We start from the raw sequence: 15,597 nt of genomic DNA on the forward strand, positions 1-15,597 counted from the left end.
GATGAATTTTTCCAAGTTCTTCATTTCACGGCCGATCTTCGCAGCGGTGCTGTCGCTGCTGATCCTGATCGCCGGTGCGATCTCGCTGTTCCAGTTGCCAATCAGCGAATACCCGGAGGTGGTGCCGCCGACCGTGGTGGTGCGCGCCAACTTCCCGGGCGCCAACCCCAAGGTCATCGGTGAAACCGTGGCCGCGCCGCTGGAGCAAGCCATCACCGGCGTCGAGGGCATGCTGTACATGTCCTCGCAATCGACGGCCGACGGCAAGCTGACCCTGACCATCACCTTCGCCCTGGGCACCGACCTGGACAATGCGCAGGTGCAGGTGCAAAACCGGGTGACACGGACTCAGCCAAAACTGCCTGAGGAAGTGACGCGCATCGGTATCACCGTGGACAAGGCCTCCCCCGACCTGACCATGGTGGTGCACTTGACCTCCCCGGATCAGCGCTACGACATGCTGTACCTGTCCAACTACGCGATCCTCAATATCAAGGATGAGCTGGCCCGCCTGGGCGGCGTCGGCGACGTGCAGTTGTTCGGCATGGGCGACTACTCCCTGCGTGTATGGCTGGATCCGAACAAGACCGCCTCGCGCAACCTGACCGCCACCGATGTGGTCACCGCGATCCGCGAGCAGAACCGCCAGGTGGCAGCCGGTGCCCTGGGCGCCCAGCCTGCACCATCTGACACCAGCTTCCAGTTATCGGTGAACACCCAGGGCCGCCTGGTCACCGAGGAAGAGTTCGAGAACATTGTGATCCGCGCCGGCGCCAACGGTGAAATCACGCGCCTCAGGGACATCGCCCGGGTCGAGTTGGGATCGAGCCAATACGCACTGCGCTCGCTGATCGATAACCAGCCGGCCGTCGCGATTCCGATTTTCCAGCGCCCCGGCTCCAATGCCATCGACATCTCCAACGATGTGCGCGCCAAGATGGCCGAGCTGAAAAAGAGCTTCCCGGCCGGCATGGATTACCGCATCGCCTATGACCCGACGATCTTTGTGCGCGGTTCCATCGAAGCGGTGGTGCACACCCTGTTCGAAGCGCTGATCCTCGTGGTGCTGGTGGTGATCCTGTTCCTGCAGACCTGGCGCGCCTCGATCATTCCGTTGGTGGCGGTGCCGGTCTCGTTGATCGGGACCTTTGCGGTGATGCACCTGTTCGGCTTCTCGCTCAACGCGCTGTCGCTGTTCGGATTGGTACTGGCCATCGGCATCGTGGTGGACGACGCCATCGTGGTGGTGGAGAACGTCGAACGTAATATCGAGCTGGGCCTGGAGCCGTTCCCGGCGACTGAAAAAGCCATGAGCGAAGTGACCGGGCCGATCATCGCCACGGCGCTGGTGCTGTGTGCGGTGTTCATTCCAGCGGCGTTTATCAGTGGCTTGACCGGGCAGTTCTACAAACAGTTCGCCTTGACCATTGCGATCTCGACGGTGATCTCGGCGTTCAACTCGCTGACCCTGTCCCCTGCCCTGGCCGCCGTGTTGCTGCGCGGTCACGACGCACCGAAGGATCGTTTCTCGAAGGTCCTCGACAAGCTCCTCGGTGGCTGGCTGTTCCGTCCCTTCAACCGCTTTTTCGAAAAGTCCAGCCATGGCTACGTGAGTACCGTACGCCGGGTGATTCGCGGCACGGGCATTGCCCTGTTCGTGTACGCCGGCCTGATGGTGCTGACCTTCTTCGGGTTTGCCCACACCCCGACCGGCTTCGTACCGGCCCAGGATAAGCAATACCTGGTGGCTTTCGCCCAACTGCCCGACGCTGCGAGCCTGGACCGCACCGAAAACGTGATGAAGCGCATGTCGGAGATCGCCCTGAAGCAGCCCGGTGTGGAAGCTGCGATTGCCTTCCCCGGCCTGTCGATCAACGGGTTCACCAACAGCCCGAACAGCGGCATTGTGTTCGTGACCCTGAAGCCGTTCGATGAACGTAAAGACCCGAGCATGTCCGCCGGGGCGATTGCCGGGGCGTTGAATGGCCAGTACGCCAACATCGAAGAAGCCTACATGGCGATCTTCCCACCGCCGCCGGTACAGGGCCTGGGCACCATCGGCGGGTTCCGCCTGCAGATCGAAGACCGTGGCAACCTCGGCTATGACGAGCTGTACAAAGAAGTGCAGAACGTCATCACCAAGAGCCGTGGCGTGCCCGAGTTGTTCGGCCTGTTCACCAGCTACACGGTCAACGTGCCCCAGGTCGATGCCGCCATCGACCGCGAAAAGGCCAAGACCCACGGCGTGGCGATCAGCGACATCTTCGACACCCTGCAGGTCTACCTGGGTTCCTTGTATGCCAACGACTTCAACCGCTTCGGGCGTACCTACCAGGTCAACGTGCAGGCTGAACAACAGTTCCGCCAGGACGCCGACCAGATCGGCCAGCTGAAAGTACGCAACAACAAGGGCGAGATGATCCCGCTGGCGACCTTTATCAAGGTCAGCGACACCTCGGGGCCGGACCGCGTGATGCACTACAACGGCTTTATCACCGCCGAGATCAACGGCAACGCGGCACCGGGCTACAGCTCCGGCCAGGCCCAGGCGGCGATTGAAAAACTGTTGAAGGATGAACTGCCCAACGGCATGACCTACGAGTGGACCGACCTGACCTATCAGCAAATCCTCTCGGGCAACACTGCGCTGTTCGTGTTCCCGCTCTGCGTACTGCTGGCGTTCCTGGTCCTGGCCGCCCAATACGAAAGCTGGAGCCTGCCGCTGGCGGTGATCCTGATCGTCCCGATGACGCTGCTGTCGGCCATTACCGGGGTAATCATCTCCGGTAGCGACAACAACATCTTCACCCAGATCGGCCTGATCGTACTGGTGGGCCTGGCGTGCAAGAACGCGATTCTGATCGTCGAGTTCGCCAAGGACAAACAGCAGGAAGGCCTCGACCCGCTCGCTGCGGTACTGGAAGCCTGCCGCCTGCGTCTGCGGCCGATCCTGATGACCTCGTTCGCCTTCATCATGGGTGTGGTGCCACTGGTGTTGTCCAGCGGTGCCGGTGCCGAGATGCGTCATGCCATGGGCGTGGCGGTGTTCTCCGGGATGATCGGGGTGACCTTCTTCGGCCTGTTGCTGACACCAGTGTTCTACGTACTGATCCGTCGCTATGTGGAGCGCAGCGAAGCGCGCAAAGCGGCCAAGGCCTTGAAGCTGGAGACACAGCAATGAGTGTGAAAGTATTCCTGCCGAGCTTGCTGGTCCTGGCGCTGAGCGCCTGTGCCGTGGGCCCGGACTACAAGACCCAGACCCCGGAGGCGGCGAACATCACCGCCGCCGCGGACGCCAAGCAGTATGACCACGCCAAGTTCGAAGGCATCTGGTGGCAGCAGTTCGACGACCCGACCCTCAACCAGCTGGTCACACAATCGCTGCAAGGTAACCGTGATCTGCGCGTGGCGTTTGCCCGTCTGCGGGCCGCGCGGGCGATTCGTGATGACGCCAGCAACGACGCCATGCCGACCATTACCAGCCGCGTCAGCAGCGACCAGGGCAAGGGCCAGATCCCCGGCCAGACCACCCGCAGGGTCAAGACCGAGCGTTACGACCTGGGCCTGGACATGGCCTGGGAACTGGACCTGTTCGGGCGCATCCAGCGCAACCTGGAAGCCACCGACGCCGATCAGCAAGCCGCCGAGGCCGACCTGTACCAACTGCAAGTCACCCTGATTGCCGAACTGGTGGACGCCTACGGTCAATTGCGCGGCGCGCAACTGCGTGAACGCATTGCCCTCGACAACCTGAAGAACCAGCAGGACTCGCGCACCATCACCGTCAGCCTGCGCGACGCCGGTGTGGGTGACCAACTCGACGTGGAGCGCGCCGACGCACGCCTCGCCGCAGTGGAAGCCAGCGTGCCGCAACTGCAGGCCGAACAGGTGCGTGAGCGTAACCGCATCGCCACCCTCCTCGGCCAGCGCCCCGACAAGCTGACCGTGGACCTGGGCCCGAAAGACCTGCCGGCGATTGCCAAGGCGTTGCCGATCGGCGACCCGGGGCAACTGCTGCAACGGCGCCCGGACATCCTCAGCGCCGAACGCAAACTGGCCGCCGCCACCGCGCGTATCGGCGTAGCCAAGGCCGACCTGTTCCCACGGGTCAGCCTCAGCGGCTTCCTCGGCTTCACCGCCGGGCGCGGTTCGCAGATCGGTTCGTCCGCCGCAAATGCCTGGGCCCTTGGCCCGAGCATCACCTGGGCCGCCTTCGACCTGGGCAGCGTCCGCGCCCGCCTGCGGGGTGCAGACGCCGAAGCCGATGGCGCCCTGGCGACCTACGAGCAGCAAGTGCTGCTGGCGCTGGAAGAGTCCGAGAATGCCTTCAGCGATTACGGCAAGCGTCAGCAACGCCTGGTCTCGCTGATCCGCCAAAGCGAATCCAGCCGCGCCGCCGCCGACCTCGCCGCGATCCGCTACCGCGAAGGCACCGTGGACTTCCTCGTCCTGCTCGACGCGCAACGCGAACGCCTGGCCGCCGAAGACTCCCAGGCCCAGGCCGAAGTGGACCTGTATCGCGGGATTGTGGCGATCTACAAGGCGCTGGGAGGTGGCTGGAAGCCAGACACCGTCGTGGCGACTGCCAAGTAACGTAAAGAGCTCCTTTGGTTGGTCGCATCCAGCCAATTTTTAGCCCCGTGGCCTATTTGATCATGGGGCTTTTTTTGTTTGGAGCGTCCTAAAATGTTGAAAGTTACTTCTGTAAGCGAAACAAGAAGTCCTTCGTAGGTCACTTCCTAATACCGCGCTGCGCCTGGCAATCAGGAGTACATGCTTTTTATTGCGGCTGCCATTTCTTCTACAACACAGAAAATGAAGCCTTCTAAAAAAAATGCATGCACCTTAAACTTTAAATATCGTCAGCTTAAAAAGACAGATATTTAAATAAAAATGAGCACCCTGAAGCCACTCAAAAACAAGCACGACAACCTATATTACTCCTTATCAATTTTTATGAACCTTGATGTCCAAAGAAGCCTGTTTGTACTTTACCTGCTGCAATTTGGAATTACACAAGGGGAAATAGGCATTCTTCAATCTTTTTTATTCTTTTCTTCCGTAGCGTTAGAAATCCCATCCGGTTTGCTCGCGGATCGATATGGTCGTAAATATTCTCTCATACTCGGCTTTTTAGGGTTATTTATAAGCGGCATTGGATTTCTGCTATTTTCCTCCTTTATTCCTTTCGCCATAATATTTTGTCTGTTCGGCGCCAGCATTGCCATGGGCTCCGGTTCGGACAGGGCATTACTGTATGATAACTTACTGGCCCAGCATCGCGCCGAAGAGTATCCTAAAATACTCTCACGCGCCCGTGCCATTGGTGCGATTTCATTAGGCTTATCTATGCTGCTTGGTGGCGTATTACAAGACACATGGTCTTGGAACAGTGTTTATATTTGTTTTGCGGCATCAAAGCTCATTGGAGCTGTTGTTGTGACATTCATTCCCGAAATGAAGCTCCCGGCGTTCTCACTGAATTTGAATAAAAAAAGTCACAAAATTAATGAAAAAACGGAGGGACATCTCACCTCGCTGATTAATTTTTTTCGGTCTAAAAAAGGCGCATTTCTTATACCTTTGTTTATTGGATATGCTTTATTCGAGCTTTCAACGATCCCCTTGTTCATCTATGGCCAACCCTTTTTTTCCATGCAGGGTTTAGAGGTACCTATCATCGCTGGCATTTATGCTGCTGTTGAAGCCCTGTCGGCATTAATGTTCATGGCTGCTGGATTTTTTTGTTCTCGCTTTTCTCTCGGCATAATTGCTTTCTCTACCACCCTTATTGCCACCTTTCTTCTTTTCATTCTTTCATTGAATATCGGTACAACCACTTCGGTCGCAAGCTTCCTTCTAATCATGTCGCTCCCTGCCATATATGAAACCTCATACGAAACCTATATTCATGACAATATTGAGTCACACATCCGAGCATCGTGCCTATCTGTGGCGAACCTGGTTAACTCAGTTATTATCGGCATCTCCTATACTGTTTTCGGCGGTTTGTTGGATGCATATGGTTTTTCGGTGACGTTGATCATCGTTGCAGTCTCCTGTTTTGTTGGTTTATTGGGTGTAAGTACAACATTGCTGTCAAGTGGGCAAAAAGACCATTTAAAAAAACAAGAAGCTTGAATCGTCCCAGGTTTTCCACGGGGCCGTCGAGTCGTTGAACTATCGTGGTTTTAAACGGCAAATTTCAGCCAATCCGTCTTTCCCCAGTGCATTCAAACATGCGCTTCAGTGCCACTTGAACACCTCTTGAACGACATCGCTGACAGACCGTGGAGCGTGAGGCCCGTGCCCGCCCGGCCGGGGGAGCCGCTCCAGCACCTGGACGATTTTGCCGGTCTGATCATGGCGCACCAGCACAAAGCGCGGTAAAGGAGCGCTGCTGACTGCACGCTTGCGAATAATCCTGACGGGCAATTGTTCGGTAATTACACCACCTGTGGCCTTGGCCTTGTCCAGCGCCTGTTGAATCGCTTTCACATTTTCCTTGTACAACGGCCGGTTGTTTTTAGCCTGGTCCAGCAACGCAATGCCGAACAGGGTCGAATCGGCGTTATGCGCCTGGGGCGCCTTGGCGAACAAGCTCAAGGTCGCCTCCTGCACCTCGTCCCCCAAGTGGCGAAAGTGCTTGGGGTCCGTGGTGTTGCCCAGGTTGAGCAAGTCTGCAATGTCCTCGCGTCCGCCTTTGATCGCGCCGGAATAGACATAATCCTCATCACCGGGGAAACCATGGGCCTGCTCATGGATCAGTGTGTTGGCCATGGCATCGTCGCTACTCCCCATGCTGCGGTAATAGTCCGTGGCGCCGTTCACATTAACCTCTATGTATTTTTCCTGGCGATAGCCTGCTTTGTAACGGCTATAGGACGACGGCAGGAGCTGGGCCTGCCACTCCGAGCCTTCGTTTTCGAGGAAGTTGATGTTGGAAAGATCCAGCTTGTCCAAATCCACTTTCATGGTGCGCTGCTTGCGCGTAAAGGCAGCCACGACGTCCTCGGAATCCGCGCCGAAGAAGGTTTTGCACACGAATTTGAGGTCTTTCTCGAACTCAGGATCGGACAACGCACTCAAGGCACCATTGAGTCGCTCCCGGGCGATGGGCAGTGCTCGTTCAATGGCTTGACGGCTTTGCTCAAGGAGGGGTGTCGCGGCGGGCGTCCCGGCGGTCTCCAGAGTGGGCAGTTGAGCCGGGTCGTGAGGACGTGGTTGCTCACCGTCAACGGAAGGCCTGCGCATTTTCCGGGGACGCTCGGTGGCAAAAGGCGGCGCGCCCAGTTGCTCCTTCATCGCGGTCTTCCAGGTCGCACGGAGCTCCCCCAGCGGCCTGCCAAGACGAAAAACAGGGCGGCTGCTCAACCATTCGTAGCCTGCCTGTAACGGCTGCTCCAAACCCGCAACAGGGTTGAACAGGTTATTGCTCAGCGCACCAAACGCTCTGGTGGCCGCCGACATCTTGGACAAGGCAGTCTCTGCCCGACTGACAGCCTGCGCCCCTTCCACAACCTCGCCAGCGACCACGGAGCCGATCATCACAGCGTCGAGCGCACAGCCGGTGAGCGCGCCCAGCTCGGTCTTCACGCGCCCGGAGGCGATGTCGTCGTAGCATCCCTTGAACGGAATAAGCAGGTCTTCAATGGTCTTGACCGCTTCCTGCGTGCGCGCCTCGAAACGCTCACGCGGCGTCGTGCCCATGGCGGAGTCCAGGAGTTCCTGGCGATTGAGCACCAGGTCATGGCGCCGTACATAGGCGGCAAAATCCCTGGTTTTCTGCGAAAAGTATCCGCCGTCTGCCAATGATCCGCGCCCGCTGCCGGCCGGCAGGGTTTCGCGCAAGGCGCGTATCTGTACCTCGGACTCCCCGGCCCCATGGCCGTCCGCGTGGGATTGCAGTTTCGTCACCCACACACGGGGCACCTGCGCTTCGCCTCGGGCCAGTGCCTTGAGGAAATCGGGACGCTCGAAGTACTCGCCCCTCAAGGGCCAAAACTCAAAACATTTCGCATTGTCACCCTGTCCCGCCTGGACGATAAAACCATAGCGCCCCTTTACCCGCTCCGTTTGTTCCGCCGCATCGCTGATGGCCTTTCCTTCGGCGGTGATGGACTCGCCCTCGACCCGGTAAAACGTCAGTTCTTCTCGCTCAAGCAGCTGTCGGTCCTGATAGGGCATTTTGCTGAACAGTTCCTTGAGACGTGTGGTGATGGCTGAGGTGAACGTGTCGCCCCCCGACTTTACCGAACGGTCGAGCATGTCTTTGGTAAACCGAAGCCGATTAAAACCCGCCTGCAGGTCGGCGAGCTCTCCGCCCGTTTCTGCCGTAGTCCCGCCAAAGGGACCGTTGGCCACTTTTTGCGCATACTCACCGTTCTTCAACGCCCCCATCATATGCAGGTCGATCAAGCTCAATTCATGGGAGGGATCAGCCATGAAAAAAGGCATCGGATAGGTATCTCTCTGCACGGGCTTATCCAAGTCTCGCCCTGGGAACACCGCCTTGAGGTCCGCCTGGGCCAAGGCTCTGCGCGTCACGGGAGGGGTCTGCAGGACCGCAGTGGCCTTTTGCGTGGTCTGGATATAGTCCTTGTATTTGCCCGCGCTCTTGCGCAGATCTTCCACGGTGTAACGGTCATCGGCACGGCCCGCGATCACGCCATTGAGCACGCCCCAATCCAGCAACGGATCTGCCTCGGCCGCCTGGAACAACGGCACCAGTGTGGGTGTTGGAGGCTGGAGAGCCGCGCGCTCCAGCACTTGAGCATAGGTCAGGGTCCGACTCGATCCTGGCGCGAGGGCTTCAAGCAGGGCAACGGTTTTCCTCAACACCAGCCAGGCGGGAGAACCGATATGCACGGTGTCGGGGATATCCCGCACCAGAAACTCCGGCGCGACAGTCGCCAGGAATAGATGGCTGACAACCTCCACGGCGTCCGGACTCACGCCTTTGTTCTGCACCAGGTGCATGTGCAGGTCTTTGCGGGCATCGGCCATCTTGAGCCCGGCATTTTGCAGCGAGTACAGGTCATACCCCGCCACGTGATTTCTCTGCTGCCCCAGGTGCGGATCAATACGCAACAGATGGGCGGTGACCTGCAACTGATTGAGCTGCTGTTTGCGCAAACCATCGTGGGGAGCGTTCAGCCCTTCCAGCAAACGGTGCTGGCGGTACACATTGAGATTCTTCTGGCTGCGTAACCGCCCAAGGATGTGCGCATCGACATCACCGGAAAGAGGCTGCTGTTTATCCAGCCACTTCGGGCCGACGAAGCGTTCAAAGGACCCAACCAGCGTTTGGCGGTCTTGCTGGCTCAGTTTCAGCGGCGAGTCCAGCGCCAGCCAGGGCCCGGTATAGTTGCCCATCGGCGGGCTGGAGGGAAGCGGATGGCGCTGCCAGCCAATCAGGTTGCGAATGACCTTGGCCGAACGCGGGACATCCTGCCCGTCGGCGTTGGGTAGCGTCACGCGCAGCATCTGCAATGCATCGACTTCGCCCGTGGAATGGAGGATATGTCCGGTGGTTTGCGCCATGTCCAACAGCGTGTCGAAGCGTTTCTTCAAGCCTGGCCGGGCGGATACAGGCTCGCTCAAATCGATCCAGCGCCCTGCACTGTCCAATACCTCCAAGCGTCCATCGAAGATGCGTAGATGGGCGGTCTGGCTGTCGATTCCATATTTTTCCCAGGCCGCCTGCATGCCTGGACGATTTGCCAAAGCGGCCAGGGCCTTGCGCCCACGCTGTACATCGGTCGCCAGCGTGGATCTCGTGACGCTTGAAAAGCGGATCTCGGCGAGGTCGATAGTGTCCTGATCCGCCTTGCCCTGCACGTGGCGCTCCAAGGCAGCGATCCAGCGTTCCTTATTTCTGGCTTCCAGTATCGCCGTGTCGAGCAGGGCTTGCGAAAAATCGCTGATGCCCTGCAATTGGCCGGGGATGTGATGAACCAGCGTCGAAGGGCGCAGCAAAGGCTCCGGACGGATGACCTCTGGGGAACGATCTGGCTGAATCCCGGTGGCCGTGGATGGAAAACCCACTGCAACGGGTTCAGGCGTAGCAACGACCTTGGACATCAGGAGAACTCGCTTTCACGATTGAAGAGTGTCTACCCTGCCCCGAATGGATGGGATCGGAAAAGTCCTGGCCGCCAGCAGCCTGTGCGCGACTCAACGAGGTTCCCCCAGGATCAAACTGCGGTAATGCCCAGGATTGGACCCCACCCACTTGCGAAACGCCTTATAAAACGAACTGGTATCGGCAAACCCCAACCGCGCCGCGATCTCGGCAAAGCTGATCTGCGGTTCGGCCAGCCACACAATCGCCAACTCCTTGCGCACGCTGTCCTTGAGCCCCTGGTAGCTCTGCCCTTCTTCCGCCAGGCGGCGGCGCAGCGTGGAAGCGGAGATACACAGCGTGGCCGCAAGGCCCTCGGTCTCAGGCCAGGTGTCGGGAGGCATTTGCCGCAGGTCGTGCTTGATGCGTGTAGCCAGGCTGTCGGGGTTGCGGTATTTGACCAGGATGTTGGCCGGCGCATGGCCGAGGAAGCGCTTGAGTTCTTCCGGGCTGCGCTTGATCGGCAGGTCGAGGCAGTCGGCGGAGAAGATCATCCGCGTGCGTGGCCGATCAAAACGCAGGTTGTCGGAAAACATCACCTGGTAGTCATCGCAAAAGTCCGGCTGCGGGCAGCGCAGTTCGATGGCCAGGATCGGGATGCGCCGGCCTGCCAGCCAGCAGGCGACGCCGTGCACGATCATCCAGTAGGTGAAATAGGTGAATGCGCGCTTGGGCGCTGGCTCGGGTTCTTGCAACACAATTTCCGCCAGGCTCTGTTGGCGCACCAGCTGGGCTGGCAAGTGTTCCAGCATCAGCGAGAGGAACCCCAGGCCGGTTTGCAGGCCCGCTGCCAGGCTGGGCTGTGCAATGGCGGCGCGACAAAGGAACTCGAGGCTACCGGACTTGAGCTTGCGCGGGTCCATGCCGAAGAACTCATCGTCCATGCGCCTGGCCAGCAGACGCCACAAACGGGCGTAGGCGGTGGCCGGAACGCGGGCCACGGGCTGTTCCAGCAATGCCGGATCGATCCCGACCTTGCTCAAGGCTTCGACGGTGGCCGGCCCCGGTGCGCAGCTCTGCAACAAAGCTTCGCGCACGAGATGGATGGAGATGGTGTCTTTTTCCGACATGGGAGGTTGGGCAATCCGGCGGCATTCGAGATGCCGTGCATCATAAGGTGGGTTGCGATACGCCACCACCGTTCAGCCATTGTTCAGCAAACGTCAAGTTTTCCTGTTTAGCAATGAGTATCATTATGTTACAACTTAGCTTCCTACCTACTTAAGCTGCGGTGCCCGATGCTCGTTCCCTTTTTAATCATGCTGCGCGAAGGCATTGAAGCGGCGCTGATCGTCGGCATCATCGCCAGTTACCTGCAACAAACCGGCCGCGGCCAGTGGATGCCCGCCGTATGGATCGGCGTGTTCCTCGCCGCGGCCCTGGCCTTGCTGGTGGGCGGTGGCCTGGAACTGGTCAGTGCCGAGTTTCCGCAGAAGCAGCAGGAATTGTTCGAGGGCATCGTCGGCCTGGTCGCCGTGGGCATCCTCAGCTCCATGGTGTTCTGGATGCGCAAGGTCGCGCGCTCCATCAAGCATTCGCTGCACGCCTCCCTTGACCAGGCGTTGACCGGTTCCAAACACCAGGTCACGGCGCTGATCCTCATGGTGTTCTTTGCCGTCGCTCGTGAAGGCCTGGAAACCGTGTTCTTCCTGCTGGCTGTGTTCCAACAGAGCGAAGGCCCAGGCGCACCGATTGGCGCCCTGCTCGGCCTGGTCCTGGCGATCATCGTCGGCTTCCTGATCTACACCGGCAGCATGCGCCTGAACCTCGGTGCGTTTTTCCGCTGGACCGGCCTGTTCATCCTCGTGGTCGCCGCCGGCATCCTCGCCAATTCGGTGCAAGCCCTGCATGAAGCGGGCGTGTGGAACCACTGGCAGACCGTGCTGTTCGATTTCAGCGCCGAGCTGCCGATGGACAGCCCGCTCGGTTCGGTACTGGCCGGCATGTTCGGCTACCAGGAAGCGCCGACCGTCAGCACCCTGGGCGCCTATCTGATGTATCTGGTGGTGGCGCTGGTGATGTTTTTCCTGCCCGCGGCACCGCCCAAGCCTGCCGCCAGCCCTTCTTCCGTTTCCAGCCAGTAAGGACCGTCTCTTGTCCAACCCAACGCCTCAACCCGCTTCGCCCCCCCGCGCCCTGCGCTGGGCGGTAGCCGGCTCGGTGGTCGTGATGATCGCCGCCGGTGGCCTGTTCTATTACGCCTCGCAGCTGGCGGCCAGCAAGCGCCAGACCAACCACGATGAAATCGCCGTGACCATCCATGGCCATGCCTGCGAGCCCAATGCACTGACGGTGCCGGCCGGCCGTGCGAGCTTTCGCATCATCAACCGCTCTGACCGGGCGGTGGAGTGGGAAATCCTCGACGGCGTGCTGGTGGTCGAAGAGCGCGAAAACATCGCCCCCGGCCTGAGCCAGGTGATCAACGCCAACCTGCTGCCAGGCGACTATGCGATCACGTGCGGCCTGCTGAGCAACCCGCGCGGCACCCTGCATGTGACGCCAACCGCAGAATCCGACGCCCAGGCCAAGGCCAAGCCGTCGATGGTGGCGTTTATCGGCCCGCTGTCGGAGTTTCGCGTGTACCTGAGCAGCCAGGGCAGTGCCCTGGTCAAGGCCGTGACCGCCCTGCAACAGGCGATCGACGCCGGTGACCTGGCCCAGGCGCAAGCGCTGTACGTGCCGGCCCGTGAGGCTTACCAACGTCTGGCCCCGGCCTCGCAGCGCCTGGCCGAGCTGGACAACGCCATCAACGCCCGGGCCGATTACTTTGAAAAACGTGAGCAAGACCCGGCCTTCAGCGGCTTCCATCGCCTCGAATACAGCCTGTTCCAGCAACGCAGCCTTGATGGCCTGGGGCCGATTGCGCAGCGCCTGGTCTCCGATGTCACCCGCCTCAAACAGCAGTTGCTGGCGCAGTCGCTGCCGCCGGAACAACTGGTGAGCATCGTGGTGCGCAACCTCAACAGCCTGGCGGATGTACGCGCCATCAGCGGTGAAGAAGAGCGCTACAGCCATGTCGACCTGAATGGTTTCGCCGCCAACCTGGAGGCCGCGCACAAGGTGGTCGAACTGATGCGTCCGCTGCTGACCAAGTCCGCCGCCGACCTGCTGCCGACAGTCGACAGCGCCCTCGCCGCCTTCGATGCCGAGCTCCAGGGCTTCAAGCTCGACAAAGGCTACGCCACGTATGACAGCGTTACCGCCGATCAGCGCAAGCAGATCGCCGACAAGGCCAAGGCTCTGGCCGCCGCACTCGATGGAATCGACCCCGCCCTTGGCCTTTCCGGCCTGCAGTGAAGACGACCGCACACATGAGTGATTCAGAACAGTTTTCAGCACAACGTCGCCGTGTCCTCCTGGGCATGGCCGCCACCGGTGCCGCCATCGCCGGCAGCACCCTGACCTGCCCGGCCATGGCGGCCGCCGCCGAGCAAGTCACCACCGCACCGCGCAGCGACAAGACCCAGGACCACCACGATTTTTTCGGCCAGCACCAGAGCGGCATCGTCACCCCACGCCCGGCCTGCGGCATGCTCGTGGCGTTCGATGTCCTGGCCAGCGACCGCGAAGACCTGGAGCGCCTGTTCCGCACCTTGAACGAGCGCATCGGCTTCCTGATGACCGGCGGCACCGTACCCCAGGTCGACCCGAAGCTGCCGCCCACCGATTCCGGCATCCTCGGCCCGGTGGTCACGCCGGATAACCTGACCATCACCGTGTCCGTCGGCGCATCGTTGTTCGATGAGCGCTTCGGCCTGGCCGCCGTCAAACCCAAGCGCCTGATCCGCATGGTGGGCTTCCCCAACGATGCGCTGGAACCGGCGCAGTGCCACGGCGACCTGAGCCTGCAATTCAGCTCCAACACCCCGGACACCAATATCCACGCCCTGCGCGACATCGTGAAAAACCTGCCCGACCTGCTGCTGGTGCGCTGGAAGCAGGAAGGCAGCGTGCCGCCCCAGGCACCGGCCAAGCCCGGCGAACCGGCACAAAGCGCGCGCAACTTCCTGGGTTTCCGCGACGGCTCGGCCAACCCCAACTCCAACGACAACAAGGCCATGGACCAAATTGTGTGGGTCCAACCCGGCAGCGACGAACCGAGCTGGGCGGCCCATGGCAGCTATCAGGCGGTGCGCATCATCCGCAACTTCGTCGAACGCTGGGACCGCACGCCGCTGCAAGAGCAGGAAAGCATCATCGGCCGTGTGAAGACCAGCGGCGCGCCCATGGATGGCCAGAAAGAATCCCAGGTGCCCGACTACAGCAAGGACCCGGAAGGCAAGCTGACCAAGCTCGATGCCCATATCCGCCTGGCCAACCCGCGCACCCCGCAGACCCAGGCCAACCTGATCCTGCGTCGGCCGTTCAACTACTCCAACGGCGTCAATAAAAACGGTCAGCTGGACATGGGGCTGTTGTTCATCTGCTACCAGGCTGACCTGGAGAAAGGCTTTATCAGCGTGCAAACCCGGCTCAACGGCGAACCCTTGGAGGAATACCTCAAGCCGGTCGGCGGCGGGTATTTCTTCACCTTGCCGGGGGTCACGGGGCCCAAGGATTTCATCGGGCGCACGCTGCTCGCTGCAACGCCTTTTCAAACCACTGCCCACACCTAAAACAAACCAGAGCGGAACACGTCCCATGAAGAAGTCGACTATCGCGTTGTCGTTGTTAATGACCCTTTCGCCGCTGGCAGCGTTTGCCGCTACCGCGCCGTTGGACCTGGTAGGCCCGGTGTCGGACTACAAGATCTACGTCACCGAAGAAATCGGCGAACTGGTCACCCAGACCCAGGCGTTCACCGACGCCATCAACCAAGGCGACCTGGCCACCGCCAAGAAGCTCTACGCGCCGACCCGTGTGCACTATGAGTCCATCGAGCCGATCGCCGAGCTGTTCAGCGACCTGGATGCATCGATTGACTCCCGGGTCGATGACCACGAAAAAGGCGTGACCGCCGAAGACTTCACCGGTTTCCACCGCATCGAGTACGCGCTGTTCTCCCAGAACACCACCAAAGGCCTGGAAGCCCTGACGGCCAAGCTCAACACTGACGTCAACGACCTGAAAACCCGTGTCGACGGCCTGACCTTCCCGCCGGAGAAAGTCGTCGGCGGGGCCGCTGCGTTGCTGGAAGAAGTTGCCGCCACCAAGATCTCCGGTGAAGAAGACCGCTACAGCCACACCGACCTGTATGACTTCCAGGGCAACATCGACGGTGCGAAGAAAATCGTCGACCTGTTCCGTGGCCAGATCGAGAAACAGGACAAGGCTTTCCTGGCCAAGGTCGACAAGAACTTCGCCAGCGTGGACAAGATCCTGGCCAAGTACAAGACCAAGGACGGCGGCTTCCAGACCTATGACAAGGTCAAGGAAAACGACCGCAAGGCGCTGGTGGGCCCGGTCAACACCCTGGCCGAAGACCTGTCGACCCTGCGCGGCAAGCTGGGCCTGAACTGATACGACCTCCCGCG

Annotated in this window: 9 protein-coding genes; 7 read left to right on the forward strand and 2 right to left on the reverse strand. The window is 60.2% G+C overall.

The annotated features are described in order from the left end of the window. Position 1: 1 nt before the first annotated feature. From PspCFBP13509_RS29140 to PspCFBP13509_RS29150, 3 genes are all read left to right on the forward strand, one after another. Positions 2-3,181, forward strand: a complete 3,180-nt coding sequence (locus PspCFBP13509_RS29140) for an efflux RND transporter permease subunit (RefSeq protein ID WP_065927735.1) — start codon at positions 2-4, stop codon at positions 3,179-3,181. Beyond that, a complete protein-coding gene (locus PspCFBP13509_RS29145; RefSeq protein WP_065927736.1) occupies positions 3,178-4,593 on the forward strand; it encodes an efflux transporter outer membrane subunit in 1,416 nt (471 codons plus the stop codon). The genes PspCFBP13509_RS29140 and PspCFBP13509_RS29145 overlap by 4 nt, the downstream gene beginning before the upstream one ends. Before the next feature lie 300 nt (positions 4,594-4,893). Next, positions 4,894-6,141 (forward strand): MFS transporter, encoded by a 1,248-nt coding sequence (locus PspCFBP13509_RS29150; protein ID WP_242001111.1) that lies wholly within the window; start codon positions 4,894-4,896, stop codon positions 6,139-6,141. 105 nt (positions 6,142-6,246) lie between these two features. On the opposite strand, the gene PspCFBP13509_RS29155 is transcribed toward PspCFBP13509_RS29150, so the two are convergent. Then, positions 6,247-10,083, reverse strand: a complete 3,837-nt coding sequence (locus tag PspCFBP13509_RS29155) for a hypothetical protein (RefSeq protein ID WP_137213049.1) — start codon at positions 10,081-10,083, stop codon at positions 6,247-6,249. 93 nt (positions 10,084-10,176) lie between these two features. Then, complete coding sequence (locus PspCFBP13509_RS29160; protein ID WP_065927739.1) at positions 10,177-11,193, reverse strand: AraC family transcriptional regulator; 1,017 nt, start codon at positions 11,191-11,193, stop codon at positions 10,177-10,179. 168 nt (positions 11,194-11,361) lie between these two features. On the opposite strand from PspCFBP13509_RS29160, the gene efeU reads away from it, so the two are divergent. The 4 genes from efeU to efeO (PspCFBP13509_RS29180) are packed head-to-tail and all read left to right on the forward strand — an operon-like array spanning position 11,362 to position 15,583. Then, positions 11,362-12,207: an iron uptake transporter permease EfeU gene (gene efeU / locus PspCFBP13509_RS29165; RefSeq protein WP_027607884.1), complete on the forward strand. Its 846-nt coding sequence runs from the start codon at positions 11,362-11,364 to the stop codon at positions 12,205-12,207. Positions 12,208-12,217: 10 nt separating this feature from the next. Next, positions 12,218-13,420: an iron uptake system protein EfeO gene (gene efeO / locus PspCFBP13509_RS29170; protein ID WP_137213050.1), complete on the forward strand. Its 1,203-nt coding sequence runs from the start codon at positions 12,218-12,220 to the stop codon at positions 13,418-13,420. A 14-nt stretch (positions 13,421-13,434) separates the two neighbouring features. After that, the gene (gene efeB / locus PspCFBP13509_RS29175) at positions 13,435-14,739 is read left to right on the forward strand and encodes an iron uptake transporter deferrochelatase/peroxidase subunit (protein WP_027607886.1); all 1,305 of its coding nucleotides are present in this window, start codon (positions 13,435-13,437) and stop codon (positions 14,737-14,739) included. A 25-nt stretch (positions 14,740-14,764) separates the two neighbouring features. Beyond that, positions 14,765-15,583 (forward strand): iron uptake system protein EfeO, encoded by an 819-nt coding sequence (gene efeO / locus PspCFBP13509_RS29180; RefSeq protein ID WP_027607887.1) that lies wholly within the window; start codon positions 14,765-14,767, stop codon positions 15,581-15,583. The last annotated feature ends 14 nt before the right edge of the window (positions 15,584-15,597 follow it).

Origin of the sequence: Pseudomonas sp. CFBP13509 (assembly GCF_005233485.1) — a bacterium.
Lineage (GTDB): Bacteria > Pseudomonadota > Gammaproteobacteria > Pseudomonadales > Pseudomonadaceae > Aquipseudomonas > Aquipseudomonas marginalis.